Annotated in this window: 18 protein-coding genes and 1 tRNA gene; 12 read left to right on the forward strand and 7 right to left on the reverse strand. The window is 68.4% G+C overall.

What is annotated here, in order from left to right; translation table 11 throughout:
• Positions 1–25: 25 nt before the first annotated feature.
• Positions 26–196 (reverse strand): hypothetical protein, encoded by a 171-nt coding sequence (locus NX1_RS36825; protein ID WP_169812191.1) that lies wholly within the window; start codon positions 194–196, stop codon positions 26–28.
• Between the two features lie 233 nt (positions 197–429).
• On the opposite strand from NX1_RS36825, the gene NX1_RS07400 reads away from it, so the two are divergent.
• The 3 genes from NX1_RS07400 (at position 430) to NX1_RS07410 (ending at position 1839) form a co-directional block, all read left to right on the forward strand.
• On the forward strand, positions 430–1263 hold the full coding sequence (locus NX1_RS07400) for an alpha/beta fold hydrolase (protein ID WP_068055800.1): 834 nt from the start codon (positions 430–432) through the stop codon (positions 1261–1263).
• Between the two features lie 151 nt (positions 1264–1414).
• The gene (locus NX1_RS07405; RefSeq protein WP_011207082.1) at positions 1415–1657 is read left to right on the forward strand and encodes an MbtH family protein; all 243 of its coding nucleotides are present in this window, start codon (positions 1415–1417) and stop codon (positions 1655–1657) included.
• A 110-nt stretch (positions 1658–1767) separates the two neighbouring features.
• Positions 1768–1839, forward strand: a tRNA-Thr gene (locus tag NX1_RS07410).
• Between the two features lie 355 nt (positions 1840–2194).
• On the opposite strand, the gene NX1_RS35145 is transcribed toward NX1_RS07410, so the two are convergent.
• From NX1_RS35145 to NX1_RS07425, 3 genes are all read right to left on the reverse strand, one after another.
• The gene (locus NX1_RS35145; protein ID WP_084501163.1) at positions 2195–3946 is read right to left on the reverse strand and encodes a glycoside hydrolase domain-containing protein; all 1752 of its coding nucleotides are present in this window, start codon (positions 3944–3946) and stop codon (positions 2195–2197) included.
• 615 nt (positions 3947–4561) lie between these two features.
• On the reverse strand, positions 4562–4987 hold the full coding sequence (locus tag NX1_RS07420; protein WP_068055802.1) for an HIT family protein: 426 nt from the start codon (positions 4985–4987) through the stop codon (positions 4562–4564).
• A gap of 31 nt (positions 4988–5018) precedes the next feature.
• Positions 5019–5396: a PH domain-containing protein gene (locus tag NX1_RS07425; protein ID WP_068055805.1), complete on the reverse strand. Its 378-nt coding sequence runs from the start codon at positions 5394–5396 to the stop codon at positions 5019–5021.
• Between the two features lie 225 nt (positions 5397–5621).
• Between NX1_RS07425 and purD the strand changes: the two genes are divergently transcribed.
• A complete protein-coding gene (purD, locus tag NX1_RS07430) occupies positions 5622–6899 on the forward strand; it encodes a phosphoribosylamine--glycine ligase (RefSeq protein WP_068055808.1) in 1278 nt (425 codons plus the stop codon).
• Positions 6900–6992: 93 nt separating this feature from the next.
• Here purD and NX1_RS07435 read toward each other — a convergent pair whose 3' ends face one another.
• Entirely contained in the window at positions 6993–8036 is a 1044-nt protein-coding gene (locus tag NX1_RS07435; RefSeq protein ID WP_068055810.1) for a M23 family metallopeptidase, read from the reverse strand.
• Between the two features lie 128 nt (positions 8037–8164).
• Here NX1_RS07435 and NX1_RS07440 point away from each other — a divergent pair, with 128 nt between their 5' ends.
• The 5 genes from NX1_RS07440 (at position 8165) to NX1_RS07460 (ending at position 13122) form a co-directional block, all read left to right on the forward strand.
• On the forward strand, positions 8165–9334 hold the full coding sequence (locus tag NX1_RS07440; RefSeq protein ID WP_218024074.1) for a pyridoxal phosphate-dependent aminotransferase: 1170 nt from the start codon (positions 8165–8167) through the stop codon (positions 9332–9334).
• Positions 9335–9463: 129 nt separating this feature from the next.
• Positions 9464–10102 carry a TetR/AcrR family transcriptional regulator gene (locus NX1_RS07445; RefSeq protein ID WP_068055816.1) on the forward strand — a complete coding sequence of 213 codons (639 nt, stop codon included), beginning with the start codon at positions 9464–9466 and terminating at the stop codon, positions 10100–10102.
• A 6-nt stretch (positions 10103–10108) separates the two neighbouring features.
• The gene (purB, locus tag NX1_RS07450) at positions 10109–11530 is read left to right on the forward strand and encodes an adenylosuccinate lyase (RefSeq protein WP_068055820.1); all 1422 of its coding nucleotides are present in this window, start codon (positions 10109–10111) and stop codon (positions 11528–11530) included.
• Between the two features lie 62 nt (positions 11531–11592).
• Entirely contained in the window at positions 11593–12036 is a 444-nt protein-coding gene (locus NX1_RS07455) for an HIT family protein (protein WP_068055821.1), read from the forward strand.
• Positions 12037–12162: 126 nt separating this feature from the next.
• On the forward strand, positions 12163–13122 hold the full coding sequence (locus NX1_RS07460; protein WP_068055825.1) for an alpha/beta hydrolase: 960 nt from the start codon (positions 12163–12165) through the stop codon (positions 13120–13122).
• Between the two features lie 40 nt (positions 13123–13162).
• Here the strand turns inward: NX1_RS07460 and NX1_RS07465 are convergent, their stop codons facing one another.
• Positions 13163–14251, reverse strand: coding sequence for an alkene reductase (locus tag NX1_RS07465; protein ID WP_068055828.1), 1089 nt, complete (start codon positions 14249–14251; stop codon positions 13163–13165).
• 63 nt (positions 14252–14314) lie between these two features.
• On the opposite strand from NX1_RS07465, the gene NX1_RS07470 reads away from it, so the two are divergent.
• From NX1_RS07470 to NX1_RS07480, 3 genes are all read left to right on the forward strand, one after another.
• Positions 14315–14722, forward strand: coding sequence for a MerR family transcriptional regulator (locus NX1_RS07470; RefSeq protein ID WP_068055831.1), 408 nt, complete (start codon positions 14315–14317; stop codon positions 14720–14722).
• Positions 14723–14732: 10 nt separating this feature from the next.
• On the forward strand, positions 14733–16880 hold the full coding sequence (locus tag NX1_RS07475; RefSeq protein WP_068055995.1) for a S9 family peptidase: 2148 nt from the start codon (positions 14733–14735) through the stop codon (positions 16878–16880).
• Positions 16881–16991: 111 nt separating this feature from the next.
• Positions 16992–17693: a DUF2334 domain-containing protein gene (locus NX1_RS07480; RefSeq protein WP_068055834.1), complete on the forward strand. Its 702-nt coding sequence runs from the start codon at positions 16992–16994 to the stop codon at positions 17691–17693.
• 129 nt (positions 17694–17822) lie between these two features.
• Here the strand turns inward: NX1_RS07480 and gad are convergent, their stop codons facing one another.
• A complete protein-coding gene (gad, locus tag NX1_RS07485) occupies positions 17823–19241 on the reverse strand; it encodes a glutamate decarboxylase (RefSeq protein ID WP_068055837.1) in 1419 nt (472 codons plus the stop codon).
• Positions 19242–19276 lie beyond the last annotated feature (35 nt).

Below are 19276 nucleotides of genomic sequence, written 5' to 3' on the forward strand. Positions count from 1 at the left end.
GTCGTCGAGCGAGGGGGGCGGGCGTCTACTCGCCGCGGCTGTTCGGTCCGATGCCGAGCATCGAGAGCAGCATCCGGCATTCGTCGGCGTCCTCGGCGTAGGCCGCAACGACCCGCTGCGCCTGACGTGCGGTCTCGTCGGCGAGTGGTTCCAGTTCGTCGTCCGCGATATCGTTCGCGCTGCCCTTCGCGGCCATCTTCTCGTCCTCCCGGCTGAATACGCTCTTACGTGCGAATAGTCAATGGTAAGCGACGTCCTCGCCTGCTTGTCTCCAGGCGCTCGCCGCCGCCCCCAAGGCTTCGTAGCTTGTTCACGGTATCGAATCGGTGTCGCAGCACCAGTATCCCGCGAATCCAGAGTGCCTGGTGCACCCGCACCCACGGGCCTATACCGTGGTGGCGCAGCATCAACTCCACGAAAGGGTCGACAATGCCGCTGGCGACGGTGAACGGAATCTCCCTCAACTACCAGGTCAAGGGCGACCGGGCGAAGGGCACCGACGTCAAGGGCGGCGGGCCGCTCGTCGTGATGATCATGGGCACTGGAAGCCCCGGCCGAGTCTGGGAGCTGCACCAAGTGCCCGCGCTGCTCGCCGCCGGATACCGGGTCTGCACCTTCGACAACCGCGGCATCGCGCCCTCCTTCGAGGCGGCCTCCGGCATGACCATCGACGACTTGGTCGCCGACACCGCCGGGCTCATCGAACTGCTCGGCGAGGGTCCCGCGCTGGTGGTCGGCACCTCGATGGGCGCGCGGGTCGCCCAGGAACTCGCGCTGGCCCGGCCCGACCTGGTGCGCAAGGCCGTGTTCATGGCCGGGCACGGGCGGCTGGACCAGTTCCAGAAGACCCTCTCGCTCGGCGAGCACGACCTGGACGCGAGCGGCGTCAAGCTGCCGCCGAAGTACGAGGCCGCGGTGACCGCGGTGATGAACCTGTCGCCCGCCACCATGGCCCAGACCAACGCCGCACGCGACTGGCTGGACCTGTTCGAATTCACCGGCGGTCCGGTCACCCCCGGCATCCGCGCCCAGCGCAAGATGGACCACGATTTCGACCGTGTGCAGGCCTACCGCGCGATCTCGGTGCCCTGCCTCGCCGTCGGATTCGCCGACGACCGGATGATCCCCCCGTACCTCACCAGGGAGGTGGCCGAGGCGATCCCCGGTGCCCGCTACCAGGAGATCCCCGACGCCGGACATTTCGGTTACCTGGAGCGCCCCGAGGCGGTCAACAAGATCCTCCTGGATTTCTTCGCCGCCTGAGGTAACCGCCTACGCGTAACGTCTCCCTTGCTAGGGTCGACACAACGCTCGGGGAGTCTTCCGGCGGACGGCCCGTGATTCGCACGGGCGCCGCGTCGGACAGACCCTGGAGCCGATCCCGTACATAGCGCCAGTATCCAGTGAGGTGAAATTGAGCACCAACCCCTTCGACGACGAAGACGGCCGCTTCTTCGTCCTGGTCAACGACGAGGAACAGCATTCCCTGTGGCCCGCCTTCGCCGAGGTCCCGGCCGGTTGGCGTGTCGTGTTCGGTGAGGACAGCCGCGCTGCCTGCGTCGAGTACGTCGAGAAGAACTGGACCGACATGCGTCCGAAGAGTCTGCGTGACGCGATGGCCGCCGACGACGCGGCCCGACAGGGCGCCCAGTCCTGAACCGCGGTATTCGATACTGCGCCGGGAACTCTCGATGAGCCGCCACCGCGTGGCACCGTAAAGCCGGTGTCACGCGGCGGGCGAGCCCGGCTATGATTGCAACGCTTCTCGCCTCCTTAGCTCAGTGGTAGAGCACTCGCCTTGTAAGCGAAAGGTCGTCAGTTCAATCCTGACAGGGGGCTCGTTCGACAGAGGGCGCTCGGTTCCTGGAGCCGGGTGCCCTTTTGCATCCGCTTCGCGGATGAGCTCAGGGGTGGAGGCTCTGTCGTTTTTGTAAGCGAAAGGTCGTCGGTTCAATCCTGACAGGGGGCTCGTTCGACAGAGGGCGCTCGGTTCCTGGAGCCGGGCGCCCTTTTGCATCCGCTTCGCGGATGAGCTCAGGGGTGGAGGCTCTGTCGTTTTTGTAAGCGAAAGGTCGTCGGTTCAATCCTGACAGGGGGCTCGTTCGACAGAGGGCGCTCGGTTCCTGGAGCTGGGCGCCCTTTTGCATACGCTTCGCGGATGAGCTCAGTGGTAGAGGCGCTGAGCGAAAGGTGTTCAGTCGCGATCCGGAAGAGGCGTGTCCGGTCCATCGTTGCCGAGCAGGGCGACTGTGTCGCGACGCCCGGGCCAGTAGATGGTCCCGTGCTCGAAGCGCTGATACGCGCCGCCGTCGAACTCTTGTTCGTCGGCGATGGGCCAGCCGAGATCGCCGCTCTCGAAACCGGAGCGATTCCAGCGATCGCGGATCGCGCCGTGCACCCACACCGGCGGACGGCCCGCCCCGTAGCGCAGGTACAGCGCGCCGCCCTGGAATCCCTGCACCTCGCCGAGCCGCACGCCGTTCGCGTCGGTCAACACGGTTCGGTCGGTGATCGGCCAGCCGAGCGGGCCCGCCTCCCAGCCGAGTTCGGCGAACTTGCCGAACAACTCGTTGGAAATGGCGTGCGCGCCGGTATCCGGATGCCAGTACACCTGGCCGTTCTCGAACTCCGCACGGCGGCCGACGCCGTCCGGAGTCGGGATCTCGCCCTCGGTGAGCCTGCGGCCGAGCCACGGCGCGGCAGCGGCGGCGTCATCGATGGCATTGCCTTGCCCGGGAGGCGGTTCGCCACCCGCGTACTCGTTGACGAACGTCTCCAGCCGATCCCAGATGAAGTTGTAGCCGACGTCGGTGTGCGTGCCGATCCCCAGCTCCTCGGTGACGTACTTGTGGTCCGAGATGCCTTCCCCGCGCCAGTAGGGCGGCGGGATGACGACCGGCTCGAAGCCGTATTTGTGCGCGTCCTGGACCGCCAGCCAGGCCGCGATCCGGACATCGTCCTCACGCTCGAGCCACTGCGCCCGGCTCCACCCGGCGCGGGAGCCCGCGAAGCACAGGTTGATGGTGAAGGGGTTCGCGTCGAGGACGCTCCAGCTGGCGTAGTCGGTATCGACCACGTCGCAGACGATCCCGTCGCGCAGCGTGTAGTGATAGGAGACGCCGTTGTCGGGGTTGTTCAGATAGTTCGCCAGCGACTCGGCGGTGCCATTGCCCTCCTGGGTGTGCAGCAGGAAGTTGGTGACGCGCGCGCCGTGGCGGCTGCTGCGTGAATTGCCCATCCGGTCGAGCTCGACGTACTCGGGTTGGGTCACGGGCCGCGGCGCGCGGTCGAGCGACCACTGCCCGTAGTCCGCGGCGTAGACGTCGTTCACGTCGACGGACGTGCCGTCGATGACCGGGCCTGGGTTGGCCGCTGTGTCGACGATCCGCTGATACAGCGAAATGCCTTCGGCGATATCGCCTTCCGACCACGCCTTGGTCTGCCAGGCCCAGTGCCTGCCCGGCGTGGTCGACCGGCCTACGACGCCGTCCCTGATGGCCCACAGGCACACTTCGTCGTGGCCGTAGACGCCGGTCCACTCCTGGCCGATCGCGTTGTTCACGCCGCGGAAGAAGTGCACGGCCTTGGTGTTCCAGGTTTCCTCGTCGATGTCCTCGTCGACGGCGAAGTAGATCGGGCAGTAGCCGGGCCCGCCCGCGGCGAAGTGGCGCTGCTTCGCCTCCTGCCCCATTCGTGCGCCGCCGTCGTAGCCGAGGGTGTAATCCGAAGGAGCGCTCGCATTGCCGGTTTTGCCGTACTGCCAGATCGAGACGATGTCCAGGCCCGCCGCGCGAATGCGGTCGGCGTACTCGCGCGTGAGCGGTTTGGCCCCGAAGTTCGAGCCAGGCCGCGATGTCGAGACGTAGGCGAGCACCGCGATGTGCCCGGCGTCCCTGATGGCTTGCGGATCGATCTGCCGTGCCGAGTAATCCACTGCTGTGACCATCGTTGCCCCTTCGTTTCGTTGGTGCCGATTCCCTCAGCCGTTCACCACGGCCGAGCCCGGACCGGCGACGCCGAATAGCCTGGGGGCGGCCACATCGCGGCCGAGATCCGCAGGGTGGTGACGGCGTCGCCGTCGAGAACTTCCAACAGCGCGGTATACCCAAGTGCCACCGGAGTTCACGTCGATTCACCCGACGTGATCCGTCCGGTCGAGCACGATCAGGCAGTGCGCGCTTCGCCGACAGTGAGTAGCCGGTCGGCGGCGAGGCAACCCTGATGATCGGGGAGCAGCGGTCTCAGCAGCGGTGCTTGGTTCTTCGACAACGGCGCTCGATCCTTCGATGCTGTTGCCAGAGAAGGGAAATGAACGTGGCTATCAACCATGACACCACTCGTTTCGTGCGGAGCTTCAACGTCTGAAAGCCGTCTTCGCGCAACGGCACCGCTAACTGATAAAAGTGTAGAGCAGCGCGAGCGCTGGACAAGGGCCTTCATCGAACAGTCGTGAAAGCCGGTGCGATCCGTGTCGGGTCCACTGAACGAAAAAGGGCGCTCGGTTCGCAACCGAGCGCCCTTCGGCTTTGGGGAACGGACGAGCCGGCGTCGCGCGACTCGTTCAGTCCGGCACGTTGGCGCCGTGGCCGAGATCCCGCAGCGCCTGCTTGATCTTGGCCTGCGCTTCGTCGAGCGACTCGGGCGACGGGTTGGGGTCGGCGCCGGAGATGTCGAAGTTCCCGAGGCTGTAGGCGGGGAAGACGTGCACGTGCAGGTGCGGCACCTCGAGCCCGGCGATGAGCAGACCGGCGCGGGGCGCGTCGAACGCGGCCCGCACGGCCTTGCCGATCTGCTGCGCGACGCCGTTGAGGCGCGCGAAGGTGTCGGCATCGATGTCCTGCCACTGGTCGATTTCCTTGCGCGGCACCACGAGCGTGTGCCCCTGCGTGACCGGCGCGATGGTCAGGAAGGCGACGAATTCGTCGTCCTGCCAGACGAATCGACCAGGGATCTGACCGGCGATGATCGCACTGAAGACGGAAGCCATATCCGCAGCGTAGTCCGCGGACGATCGCGCGCTACACCGCCACGAAGTGCGACAGCAGGCCCTGCACCTCGTAGATGTCGACCTGCCGGTTGAACCGCTTCTGCAGCGGCTCGTGTGTGCCCGCGATCCAGATCACGAGTTCGGCGTCCAGATCGAAGGTACCCGCCGTCTCCACCGCGAAATGCGTGATCGAGCGGTAGGGGATGCTGTGATAACTCACCTTCCTGCCGGACAGGCCCTGCTTGTCCACCAGGATCAGGCGGCGGTTGGTGAAGAGGATGGCGTCGCGCACCAGGAGGTAGGCGGAATAGATCTGCTCGCCGTTGCCGAGCAGCTTCGCGTACTCCTGCTGCGCCTGGCCGGGATCGATGCGCCCGGCATTGCCCATCAGTCCGTCGATCAGACCCATGATCTGTACGTCCTTCGCGGTGGCTGGAGACGGTTCGGCGGATCGTCCGAACCCTCTCCACCCATGATCCACGGGCCGCGGCCGCGAGGGATGAAAGGCGCCAATCGAATTCGCGATCGGCCGGCGATCGCTGGTCGAACGATGGGCGAACGGTCGCCGAACGCCGGGCGTCCAGAAGACCGATGCCAGGAAAGGCCGGTAGTCGCTTCACCTAAGCTGTTGCCCGTGCGCGTACTCGTCATCGGTTCCGGAGCCCGTGAACATGCCCTCGTCCTCAGCCTGCGCCGCGACCCCGCGGTGAGCGCCCTTTACGCGGCGCCGGGCAACGCGGGCATCGCGCAGCACGCGCACGTGCGTCCTGTCGACCCGTCCTCGGCAGAGGCCGTCGTCGCTCTGGCCACCGAATTGTCGGCTGACCTGGTCGTCATCGGTCCCGAGGTGCCGCTGGTGCTCGGCGTCGCCGACGCGGTGCGCTCCGCGGGCATCGCCTGTTTCGGCCCGTCGGCCGCGGCCGCCAGGATCGAGGGCTCGAAGGCATTCGCCAAGGATGTGATGGCGGCGGCCGGTGTGCGCACCGCGCACAGCGAGATCGTCGACAACCCCGCCGAGCTGGACGCCGCGCTGGATCGCTTCGGTCCCACCTGGGTCGTGAAGGACGACGGCCTCGCCGCGGGCAAGGGCGTCGTTGTCACCGCCGACCGCCACGCGGCCCGCGATCACGGGGCCGAACTGCTCGAGCAGGGCCACCCGGTGCTGCTGGAGTCGTTCCTCGACGGTCCGGAGGTCTCGCTGTTCTGCCTGGTCGACGGTGAGACTGTGGTGCCGCTGCTGCCCGCGCAGGACCACAAGCGCGTCGGCGACGGCGACACCGGTCCCAACACCGGTGGCATGGGCGCGTACACGCCGCTGCCTTGGCTGCCGGAGGAGACCGTCACCGCGATCGTCGAGGACGTGGTGAAGCCGGTCGCGGCCGAGATGGTGCGCCGCGGTTGCCCGTTCTCCGGGCTTCTCTACGCCGGTCTCGCGGTCGGCGCCGCGGGCCCCGCGGTGGTCGAATTCAATTGCCGCTTCGGCGATCCCGAGACACAGGCGGTGCTGGCCCTGCTGGACAGCCCGCTCGGCGAACTGCTGAAAGCCACCGCCACCGGCACTCTCGCCGAAGTCGCCCCGCCGCGCTGGCGGGACGGTTCGGCCATCACCGTGGTGATCGCGGCCGAGAACTACCCGGGCCGCCCGCGGCTCGGTGACGTGATCACCGGCGCGAGCGAGGCCGCGCAGGACGACGCCGCCGTGCTGCACGCCGGTACGTCGCTGCGCGACGACGGCGCGCTGGTCTCCTCGGGCGGCCGAGTGCTGAGCGTCGTCGGCGTCGGCGCCGACCTGTCCGAGGCCCGCGCCAAGGCCTACGACCGCATCGCCTCGATCAAACTCCCCGGCAGCCACTACCGCACCGACATCGGCCTCGCCGCCGTCGAGCACCGCATCGCCGTCCCCACCCAGTAACCCTCGGACGCTTCGCAGGGCGACCACACGCTTCGCAGAGGCTGTAACCAGTGCGAAGCGTGCGAACGGTCTGCGAGGTTCGCGCCCCGCGGGTCAGAAGGTTAGGCCGTGCAGGGCGAGCCAGGCGCGTGGGTCGACGTGCTGTCCGCCGACGATCACTTCGAAGTGCAGGTGCGGGCCGGTGGAGTCGCCGCGGTTGCCCATGCGGGCGATCTGCATTCCCGCGGGCACCCGCTCGCCGACGGAGACGAAGAAGTCGTACATGTGCCCGTAGACGGTGATGGAACCGTCGTCGTGGCGGATGCGGACCCACAGGCCGAAACCCTGGGCGGGGCCCGCGTCGATCACGGTGCCGTTGGCGACCGCGTAGATCGGGGTGCCGATGGGGCCCGCGATGTCGATGCCGTTGTGGAAAGTGCCCCAGCGGGAACCGAATCCGGAGGTGAACGTGCCCCGGGCCGGCAGCACGAAGCCCTCGATTCCGGGCAGGATCGAGCCGGGCGGCAGCGGAGCGGTGCCACCCATCCACGGCTGCCATTCGCCCGCTGCCGCCGCGGCGGCCTCGGCCTTCGCGCGTTCCAATGTCGCCCGCGCGGCGGCCGCGACCACGGCCTGCTCGCGGCGGCGCTCACCGTCGGCGATGGCGTTGAGGTAGCGGCGCGCCGAGGGTGGGGTGGACTGCATTTGCTGCGGGTGGGCGAAGAAGACGCGCAGCGCCTCGTTCGAGCCGGGGGTGCGTTCGCTGACGCCCCAGTCGAACGGTGTGTCGGCGCCTGCCAGGAGCAGCGTCGCGATCAGCCCGGCGATGAGCACCCGGTGCTTGCGCAGCAAAGCGCGATAGTCCCGCCGCTTCTGCTCGGTCCATAGCTCTCGCGGATCGGGCCGTAGCTCGCGCAGATCGGACCACTGCTCCCGCAAATCGGACCACCGCTCCCGCAAATCCGACGAAAGCGCACGCAGATCCGGGCGGGGACGGCGGCGTAGTTCATCGAACTTCTTGCGAGTGCGCCGCAGCAGCTCACGCGGGCGGCGGCCGGACCGCTTCCGCTTTTCGGCACGCCAATCCGGCGGAATGACGCCGATGCCACCCACTCCGCGTACCCGATCGAGCCCCGCGCGGCGAGCCTTGTCAAGCATTACGCCGACCTTAGCGGTGCGCGCGGGCCGCAAGCGCGGATGCGGGCAGATGTCGGCCCGAAAAGCTCTTCGGCGAAAGCCGAGCGTTGCCGACATGCCGTGGTTCGGGAAGGTCTACCGTCTGTCGGGTGTCTGGAGAATCTCGCCGGTCGACCATTCCACCTTTCTACGTGATGGATGTCTGGAAAGCCGCCGCGGAGCGCGCCCGAACCCACGGCGATGTGCTCGTGCTCGCGGCCGGTCAGCCATCGACGCCTGCCCCTGTCCCGGTGCTGCGCGCGACCAAATCCGCCATCGACTCCGAATTGCTCGGCTACACAGAGACTTTCGGCATTCTTCAGCTGCGCGAGGCGATCGCCGAACACCACAGGGACAGTTACGGTTACCACGTCGACCCCGACGAGGTGGTGGTGACGACCGGCTCGTCGGGCGCGTTCACGCTCATATTCCTCGCCGCCTTCGACGCGGGTGACACCGTGGTCGTCGCCCGGCCCGGTTATCCGGCCTACCGCAACACCCTCACCGCGCTCGGCTGTCGTGTGGTCGAACTGGACTGCGGCCCCGAGACCCGGTTCCAGCCGACCGTGGCGATGCTCGACGCGTTGCCCGAGCCGCCCGCGGGACTGGTGGTCGCCAGCCCGGCCAATCCGACCGGAACCATGATCGCCCCGGCCGAGCTCGCCGCGCTGGCCGAGTGGTGCGACGCGCACGGGACGCTGTTGATCTCCGACGAGATCTATCACGGGATCACCTACGAGACCGCGGGCTCGGACGCGCAGACCTCTTCCGCGTGGGAGACCTCCCGCGAATCGGTGGTCATCGGCTCGGTCTCCAAGTACTTCTCGATGACCGGCTGGCGGCTCGGCTGGATGCTCGCGCCGAGCAGGCTGCGGCCCGCGCTGCAACGGCTGGCCTCCAACATGACGGTGTGCCCGCCCGCCGTCTCCCAGTACGCGGCGCTGCACGCGTTCGGAGCGGAGGCCAAGACCGAGCTCGACGGCCACGTCCGGCGTTACGCGGTGAACCGGCGGCTGCTGCTCGACGGGCTGCCGAAACTCGGGATCACCGATCTCGCGCCCGCGGACGGCGCGTTCTACGCCTACGCCGACATCGGCCATCTCACCGACGATTCGCGCGTGTGGTGCGCAGAGGTGCTCGAGCACACCGGGGTCGCCTTGGCGCCCGGCATCGACTTCGACACCGTGGCCGGGCACCGCACCGTACGCTTCTCGTTCGCTGGAGCCACCGCGGACATCGAAGCGGCGCTGCTCCGCCTCGGGTACTATCTGCGCGCCTGATCTCCATGTCCGACAACAAGTTTCCACAGTTCGGCACCGGGAACGCCCAGATGAGGTAAAACAACGTTGGCTGGGTTTCGACAATCGATTTCGCACGGATGAACTGATGACGACTGGCACGATGGCACAGTGATAACCGCGACGACCCCGAAAGGCGAACGGCGTCGCCAGGCCCTGGTAGCGGCCGCCGCCGAGTTGTTACTCGAAGGCGGATTCGATGCGGTGCGGCATCGCTCGGTTGCCACGCGCGCGGACCTACCTCTCGCGTCGACCACGTACTACTTCGAATCCCTGGAAGACCTGATCGCCCGCGCGGTCGAGTTCAGCGGGAACGCGGAGCTGGACGCGATGCGCCGCAGGGTCGGCGAGGTGAGTCACCGCCGCCGCGGCGCCGAGGCGACCGTCGAGCTCGTGCTCGACCTATTGGTCGGCGCCGACGGGCAGGACGAGGGGACGCGCGGTCAGCTGATCGCCCGCTACGAGCGCTCGGTGGCCTCGGCGCGACACCCGGAGCTACGCGAGGTCCAGCTACGGCTACGGGCCCAGCTCGACGAGCTGCTCGCCGACGTGCTGCGGCGCTCGGACCGGATGGTGCGGCCCGAGCAGCTACGCAGGGTGGTCGCGGTGGTGGACGGCGCGGTGGTCGCGGCACTCAGCGAGAGCAACCCGGAACCCCGGCGAATGGCGCGCGGCGCACTGCTCGAAGTCATCGATATCGTCGCCCCGGCGACGCCGCAGCAAGCCGACAGGTTCCGAGCACTAGACTGACCAGACGTGAGTCTCGTCCCGAATGTCCTCGCCACCCGTTACGCCAGCCCCGAACTGGTGCACCTGTGGTCGCCCGAGCACAAGATCGTGCTGGAGCGGCGGCTGTGGCTGGAGGTGCTGCGGGCACAGTCGGAGCTCGGCATCGACATCCCGGCCGGGGTGATCGCCGACTACGAGCGGGTCATCGACCGCGTCGACCTCGCGTCCATCGCCGAGCGCGAGCGGGTCACCCGGCACGACGTGAAGGCGCGCATCGAGGAATTCAACGCGCTGGCCGGGCACGAGCACGTGCACAAGGGCATGACCAGCCGCGACCTCACCGAGAACGTCGAGCAGCTGCAGATCCGGCTTTCGCTCGTGCACGTGCACGCGCACGGCGTCGCCATCGCGGCGCGGCTCGCCGAGCGCGCGGCCGAGTACCAGACCGTGGTCATGGCGGGCCGCTCGCACAACGTGGCGGCGCAGGCCACCACCCTCGGCAAGCGCTTCGCCTCGGCCGCCGACGAGCTGCTGATCGCGCTGACCCGCCTGCGTGAGCTCATCGACCGTTATCCGCTGCGCGGCATCAAGGGCCCGATGGGCACCGCGCAGGACATGCTCGACCTGCTCGACGGCGACCCGGCCAAGCTGGCCACGCTGGAACAGCAGGTGGCCGGGCACCTCGGGTTCGCGACCGTGTTCACCAGCGTGGGCCAGGTCTACCCGCGCTCGCTCGACCACGACGTGCTTTCCGCGCTGGTGCAGGTGGGTGCCGGCCCGTCTTCCTTCGCGCACACCATCCGGCTGATGGCCGGCCACGAGCTGGTCACCGAGGGCTTCCAGCCCGGGCAGGTCGGCAGTTCGGCCATGCCGCACAAGATGAACACGCGCTCGTGCGAGCGGGTCAACGGCCTGCAGGTGGTGCTGCGCGGTTACGCCTCGATGGCCGCCGAGCTCGCGGGAGCGCAGTGGAACGAGGGCGACGTGTTCTGTTCCGTGGTGCGCCGCGTCGCGCTGCCGGACGCGTTCTTCGCCATCGACGGCATGATGGAGACCTTCCTCACCGTGCTCGCCGAGTTCGGCGCCTACCCGGCCGTGATCTCCCGCGAACTCGACCGCTACCTGCCGTTCCTCGCCACCACCCGCATCCTGATGGCCGCGGTCCGCGCCGGCGTCGGCCGGGAGACCGCGCACGAGGTCATCAAGGAGCACGCCGTCGCCGTCGCCCTCGCCATGCGCGAACAGGGCCGCGAGCCCGACTTGCTCGACCGTCTCGCCGCCGACCACCGCCTCCCCCTCGACCGCGCCGCCCTCGACGCCGCCCTCGCCGACAAGTCCGCCTTCATCGGCGCCGCCGGCGCCCAGGCCGCCGACGTCGTCGCCCAGGTCCAAAAACTCGTCGACGCCTACCCCGAAGCCGCCCGCTACACCCCCTCCCCAATCCTCTAGGGCGCGGCAGGTTTCGCGCGGTTGTCGTGTCTTCGCTCCGGCCGCGCCGGTTAGGGTGCGGTGTGGATCCGTACACGATTTTCGCTGACATCATTGCCGGGCGGGCGCCTGCTTCCAAGGTGTACGAGGACGACGACGTGGTCGCGTTCATGGATATCCGGCCGATGACGCCGGGGCATTTGCTGGTGGTGCCGCGGGTGGCGGCCAGATGTCTCGCCGAGTTGGATCCGGTGGTCGGGGGGAAGCTGTTTCAGGTGGGGCAGCGGCTGGCGGGGGCGTTGCGGGAGAGCGAAGTGGGGTGTGACGGGGTCAACTTTTTTCTCGCCGACGGCGTGACGGCGGGGCAGGAGGTGTTCCACGTGCACCTGCACGTCATTCCGCGTACCCCCGGCGACGGGTTCGGATTGCGCGGGCGGCCGACCAGCCCGCACCGCGCAGACCTGGATTATCTGGCCGGATCCATCCGTGGGGCGCTGGCGCGGACGGAGGCCGCCGAGGGTCGGTGAAAGGCATGAAAGCCGTTACGTACTGGGCAGTTTGCTGCGGAAGCGCCGAGATCGCGAATCTCTCCCGCAATTCCATCGAGTGAGTTACGTTGGATGCCGTTGTCATGCGGTGTTGGACGGTGGGACATGCGGCGTACCAAAGTTGCTGTTGCAGTGCTCTCCTGCGCGATGGCGATGCTCGGGCCGGTGGCGGTCGAACCGGCGTCCGCCTCGGCCGCCCAGATCGTCCGAATCGCCGACCGCAGCCCGACCCGGTCCTCGGTGTTCATCGATTCCCCCGCGATGGGCCGAACGGTCCAAGTCGACGTGCTGCACCCGGCGGACGGCGACGCCAGGCCCGCCTACTACCTGCTGGACGGCCTCGACCCGGGCGTCGGCCAGAGCACCTGGACCAACGCGACCGACGCCGAGTCCTTCTTCCGCGGCAAGCAAGTCAACGTGGTGTTGCCTGTCGGCGGCCAGGCCAGCTACTACACGGACTGGCAGCGGGACGACCCGCACTTCGGCCGCTACAAATGGGAGACCTTCCTCACCCAGGAACTGCCGCCGCTGATCGACGAGAATTTCGACGGCAACGGCGTGAACGCCATCGGCGGCCTCTCCATGGGCGGCACAGCGGCCTTCGTCCTGGCCGCCCGCCATCCGCAGCTGTACCGCGCGATCGCGGGCTACAGCGCCTGCCCCGACACCGGCCTCGCGACCGGAGGCGTGATGTTCTCCATCGCCAACCGCGGCGGCGATCCGGTCAACATGTGGGGCGCCCCCGGCGGCCCGGCCTGGGCCGAGCATGATCCCGCGCTGATGGCGGATCGCCTGCGCGGCAAGACGATCTACCTCTCCACCGGCACCGGCGTGCCTGGCCCGCACGAGGCCGAGCTCAAGCCGCAGCTGGCCGAGAACATCTTTCTCGGCGGTCCGGTGGAGGTCGGTATCAACGCCTGCGTGATCGCCTTCGAGCGGCGGCTGCGCGGCATGGCCATTCCGGCGCGCATCGATTACAGCCCGGTCGGCACCCACTCCTGGTCCTACTGGCAGGACACGCTGCACGCATCGTGGCCCACCCTGGCCGCGGCCATCGGCGCATGAACCGCCCGGCGCGAATCCGATCGCGCCGGGCGTCGCGCGTTCACAGCCGGGACAGTTCGCTGTCGGACCACGCCGGATAGTCGGTGTAGCCCTCGGCGTCTCGCCCGTACAACCCTTCCTCGCGGGCAGGGGCAAGCGGCAGGTTGCGCGAGATCCGTTCCACCAGATCAGGATTGGCGATGAAGGCCCGCCCGAACGAGACGAGATCGGCGACGCCGTCCCGCAGCACCGCTTCCGCGCCCTCGGCAGCGGTCGGCTCGCGGTTCTCGCCGATGTTCGCGATCAGCGTGCCGCGCCAGCGCGGTCGCAGGTCCTTCAGCGCGGGATAGTCGTCGTTGTCGGTGAGGTGCAGATAAGCGAGCTCGCGACGATCCAGTTCGGCCACCAGCTTTCGGTACAGCGGCGCCGGATCGTCCTCGCGCATATTGAATTGCGGGTTGCCGGGCGAGAGCCGGACGGCGGTGCGGCGCGAGCCGATCGCCTCGGCCACCGCGTCCACGATGGCCAGCGGCGCCCGCATCCGGTTGTCGATCGAACCGCCGTATTCGTCCGTGCGCAAATTGGTGTTGTCGGCGAGGAACTGGTGCACCAAATAGCTGTTTGCGCCGTGGATTTCGACGCCGTCGAAGCCCGCGGCCACGGCATTGCGGGCGGCCGCGGCGTACTGGCCGATGATCGCGGTGATGTCGTCCCGGCTCAGCTCCCCTGGCGTGATCGGATCGGCCTTGCCACCCTCGATCAGGTGCACGCGATCCGGATCGATCACCGCGGAAGGGCCCGCGGGCCATGACCCGTCGATGCGGCCGAGCGGATGGTTCTTGCGGCCGCCGTGCATCAGCTGCGCGAAGATCCGTCCGCCGTTGGCGTGCACCGCGGCGGTGACCCGGCGCCAGGCGCCGACGTGGGCTTCGGTCTGCAAGCCGGGCGTCCACGCCTCACTCTGGCCGGTCGAATGCGGCCAGATTCCTTCGGTGATGATCAGTCCGGCGGCGGCGCGCTGGGCGTAGTAGTCGACTACGTCGGCGGTGGGGGAGCCGTCCGGCAGCGAGCGCAACCGGGTCATCGGTGACATGACGATCCGGTTCGGCAGGGCCAGTTCGTGGTTGCGGTAGGGCGTCAAAAGCTGCATGACGCGTACGCTAGGACCTGACATCAATGTCAGGTCAAGAGCGGTTGGCGCGAGGAGTCGAACATGCGCATCGGGGAACTGGCCGATCGGACCGGCGTCAGCGTCCGGTCGCTGCGGTACTACGAGGACAAGGGCATGCTCGCCGCGACACGGAGCTCCGGCGGGCAGCGCGAATACCCGGAGGCGGCCGTCGACCGGGTCAACCGGATCCAGGAGATGTTCGCGGCCGGGCTGACCAGCGACACCATCGCCGAACTGCTCCCGTGCATCCACGACACGGACGGCACGCCGAGCGCCGCGGCCACCCCGTTCCTGGTGCGGAAGCTCACCGAGGAGCGGGCCAGGATCGACCGGGCGCTGCGTGATCTGCACAGCACCTGCGAGGTGCTCGACGGCGTCATCCGCGCCGCGGGCGGCGAGGCGCCGCCGCCGGAGTTCCATCGAGCCGAGGATTCGGCGACCCGCAAGTAGGGTGGTTCGCATGTCTGTCGAAAGTGTGGTGGCGGCGCCGATCGCCAAGACGGTGCCGACCGAGCGGGTGCATCACGGCGACGTCTTCGTCGACGAGTACGAGTGGCTGCGGGACAAGGAGGATCCCGAGGTCATCTCCCACCTCCAGGCGGAGAACGCCTACACCGAGGCGCAGACCGCTCACCTGCAGGGCCTGCGCGAGAAGATCTTCGAGGAGATCAAGTCGCGCACCCAGGAGACCGACCTCTCCGTGCCGACCAGGATGGGCGATTTCTGGTATTACTCGCGCAGCTACGAGGGCAAACAGTACGGCGTGCACTGCCGCTGCCCGATCGACGCGCAAGCCGACGGCATCGACGCGTGGACGCCACCGCGGCTCGAGGCCGACAGCGAGATCCCGGGCGAACAGGTGCTGCTGGACAGCAACGAGCTGGCCGCGGGTCACGCCTACTTCGCGCTGGGCGCGTTCTCGGTGAGCCACGACGGCAATCTGCTCGCCTACTCGGTCGACACTGTCGGCGACGAGCGCTACACCCTGCGTTTCAAGGACCTGCGCAGCGGTGAGCCGCTCGCCGACGAGATCGCGGGCACCGCGCCGGGCGCGACCTGGTCGCTGGACGGAAGCCACGTCTTCTATCAGACGGTGGACGAGTCGTGGCGGCCCGACACCGTGTGGCGGCACCGGCTCGGCGCGACCGAGTCCGATGTGCAGGTCTTCCACGAGCCCGACGAGCGGTACTGGGTCAGCATCGGCTCGACCCGCTCGGAGAAGTACCTGATGATCTGGGTCGGCTCCAAGATCACCACCGAGGGCTGGGTGCTCGAATCCGACAACCCCGAGGGCGAATTCCGGATTCTCATGCCGCGGCGCGAGGGCGTCGAGTACTCGGCCGAGCACGCCGTGATCGGCGGCGACGACCGCTTCCTCATCCTGCACAACGACGTGGTGGACGGCGTCAAGGCGGAGAACTTCGTGCTCGCCGAGGCGCCGGTCGACGACCCGTCGAACCTGACGCTGCTCATCGGCCACCGCGACGACGTGCGGCTCGAGGATGTCGACGCCTTCGCGGACCACCTGGTGCTGAGCTACCGGCGCGAGGCACTGACCAGAGTGGCGGTCTGGCCGCTCACCGCGTCCGGCTACGGCGAGCGGCGCGAACTCGAATTCGATCTGGAGCTCTTCGCGGTCGGCGCCGGCGCCAACCCGGAGTGGGCGCAGCCGACCCTGCGCATCGGCCTGACCTCGTTCATCACCCCGATGCAGGTGTTCGACTACGTGCCGGCCACCGGCGCGTTGCTGCTGCGCAAGGAGCAGCCGGTGCTCGGCGGCTACGACGCGAACGACTATGAGCAGCACCGGGATTGGGCGGTCGCCGCGGACGGCACCCGAATCCCGATCTCGCTGGTGTGGAAGAAGGGCGCGGTGGCCGAGGGCGAGCCGAAGCCGCTGCTGCTCTACGGCTACGGCTCCTACGAGGCCAGCATGGATCCGTCCTTCTCGGTGGCGCGGCTGTCGCTGCTCGATCGCGGCATGGTGTTCGCGGTCGCGCACGTGCGCGGCGGCGGCGAAATGGGCAGGCTCTGGTACGAGAACGGCAAGACGCTCACCAAGAAGAACACCTTCACCGACTTCGTTGCCTCCGCGCGGCACTTGATCGACACCGGCGTGACCGCCGCCGATCGGATGATCGCCGACGGCGGCAGCGCGGGCGGGCTGCTGGTCGGCGCGGTGGCGAACCTGGCGCCGGAGCTGTTCCGCGGCATCCTCGCGAACGTGCCGTTCGTCGACCCGCTCACCTCGATCCTCGACCCCTCGCTCCCGCTCACCGTCATCGAGTGGGACGAGTGGGGTAATCCGTTGGCGGACAAGGATGTCTACGAGTACATGAAGTCCTACTCGCCGTACGAGAACGTCGAGGCCAAGGACTACCCGGCGATCCTGGCGGTCACCAGCCTGAACGACACCAGGGTGCTCTACGTCGAACCCGCCAAGTGGGTGGCCAAGCTGCGCGCGACCAAGACCGGCGACGCGCCGCTGCTGCTCAAGACCGAGATGAGCGCGGGCCACGGTGGCGTGAGCGGCCGCTACGAGAAGTGGAAGGAAGTGGCCTTCGAGCACGCTTGGGTGCTCGACACGGTCGGCCTGGCCGAGGAGTAGACGACCGTGACCGTCGGCGGCCGTCGCAGGTCGCCGACGGTGCTTCGGTTGTTCGTCCTCTGGTCATGCTCGCTGCACATCGAAGACACCTGCGTCCGGCACCGTTGTTTCATGAACGCTGAGCTGATCGTGTCCGTGTCGGGAATCAGGGACACCACTCGAGACGCCGCGATCGAATTCGCCGCCGAGATGGATCGTCGCGACGTGCGGTTGTCGCTGCTGGTGGCGCCGCGATCGAAGGGCAAGTACCGGCTGGTCGACGACCCGGCGACGCAGGCGTGGCTGCGCGGCAGGCGGGCCCGTGGCGACGCCATCGTGCTGCACGGTTACGACCAGGCGGCGACCAAGCGGCGCAGGGCGGAGTTCGCCACGCTGCCCAAGCACGAGGCCAGGCTGCGGCTCACCGCGGCGGACCGGGTGCTGGAGCAGGTCGAGCTGCGCACCCGGCTGTTCGCCGCACCGCGCTGGGATGCCTCGGCGGGCGCCATCGCCGCGCTGCCCGAGACGGGTTTCCGCGTCGCGCTCGGCCTCACCTCGATCCTCGACCTGGAGCGCAACACCGCGCAGAAGGCGCGCGTCTACGGCATCGGCGAGGGTTTCCGCGCCGAGCCGTGGTGGTGCCGGGCCTTGGTGATGGGCGCGGCTTGCACCGCGCGACGCGGCGGAGTGTTGCGCTTGGCGATCTCCGCGGCGCAGTTGCAGCGCTCGGGTCCGCGCCAGGCGATGCTGGACGCGGTGGATCTGGCGCTGTTCCACGGCGCGGCCAGCGAGGTGTACCGCTGGGAGCCGTTCGACCTGGTGCGCGCGGCCTGAAGGCCGCGGGCCGAGGTACGTCCGCCGTCATGAATTGGCGATCGACGGCGGCGGGCGTACCTCCGCCTCGTGGTGGTCGAGGCGTTCGTCGGAAGTTCGGGCACGGCCCGGCCGCGGGCGGCGGTCCGCCTATCCGGTGGAGTCCCGGTGCGTCGTCGCGGCGGGTTTCGCGCCGGGCACCTTGGGTTTCGCGTTGTGCGTGAACCCGCCCGCCTCGGCCCTGGTCAGCGAGACCTTCAGCGGATGGCTGGCCAGCTGACGCACGCAACGGTCGACGTCGGCGAGCAGCAGATCGACCATGTCGTGAGTGAAACCGTGCCGGATGACCGCGCGCATCACCGTCTCCGAACCGCGGTCGGGCGGCAGCGGGTACGCGGCGATCAGCCAGCCGCGGGTGCGCAGCCGATCGGACAGGTCGTAGAGATTGAAGCCCGGCGTGCCGGTGAGCCGCCAGCACACCGCGGCGATGCCGCGATTCGGGTCGCCGTCGTGGATCAGCTCGAATCCGTCGAACGCGGTCAGCCCGTCGGCCAGGTGCCCGGCGACCCGGTAGATCGCCTCCTGCAATCGGGTGTAACCCAGCCTGCCGAGCCGGATGAAGTCGTAGTACTGCGTGATCACCTGGCCGCCCGGCCGGGAAAAGTTGAGATTGAAGGTGGCCATGCTGCCGCCGAGGTAGTCGACGTCGAAGATCAGCTCCGGCGGCAGATCGTCGGCCGTGCGCCAGATGGCCCAGCCCGCGCCGAGCGGGGCGAGACCGGTCTTGTGGCCGGAGGAGTTGATCGATTTCACCCGTTCCAGGCGGAAGTCCCACACCAGGTCGGGCGCGGTGAACGGGGCGAGGAAGCCGCCGCTCGCAGCGTCGACGTGCAACGGGATGTCCAGGCCGCTGCCGGCTTGAAGGTCGTCGAGCGCTCGCGCGATTCCGGCGACGTCCTCGAACAACCCCGTGTAGGTCTGTCCGAAGTTCGACACGACCATGATGGTGTCCGCGTCGCAGTGCGCGGCGACGTCGTCCGGGTGCATGGTGAGCCGGTCCCCGCGCAGCGGCACCTGACGGATCTCGACGTCGAAATAGCGGGCGAACTTCTCCCAGCAGACCTGCACCGGTCCGCAGACGAAATTCGGCGTGCCCGTGCCGCCGCGCTTGCGCCAGCGGAACTTGGCGGCGAGCCCGCCCAGCATCGCGGCCTCGCTGGAACCGGTGGTCGAGGTGCCCAGCGTGGTGGCTGGATCGGGGGCGTGCCAGAGATCGGCGAGCATGCGTGCGCAGCGGCGCTCCAGCTCCGCGGTCTGCGGGTACTCGTCCTTGTCGACGATGTTCTTGTCCAGCGACTCGTTCATCAGCCTGCGCGCCTGGTCGTCGATCCAGGTGGTGCAGAAAGTGGCGAGGTTCATCCGCGAGACGCCGTCGAGCAGCAGTTCGTCGTGCACGATCTGGTAGGCGGCGTCCGGCATCGTCTCCTTCGCCGGGAACCGCACCTTGGGCGCGGGGTGGTCGACAGCGGGTAGCGCGAACAGATCGTCGAAGTCCGGTTCAGCGGGCATCAGGGGCCTCCCAGCAAGGCTGCTCATCGATTGCC

The sequence above is a fragment of the Nocardia xishanensis NBRC 101358 genome, assembly GCF_001613365.1.
Classification (GTDB): Bacteria; Actinomycetota; Actinomycetes; order Mycobacteriales; family Mycobacteriaceae; genus Nocardia; species Nocardia xishanensis.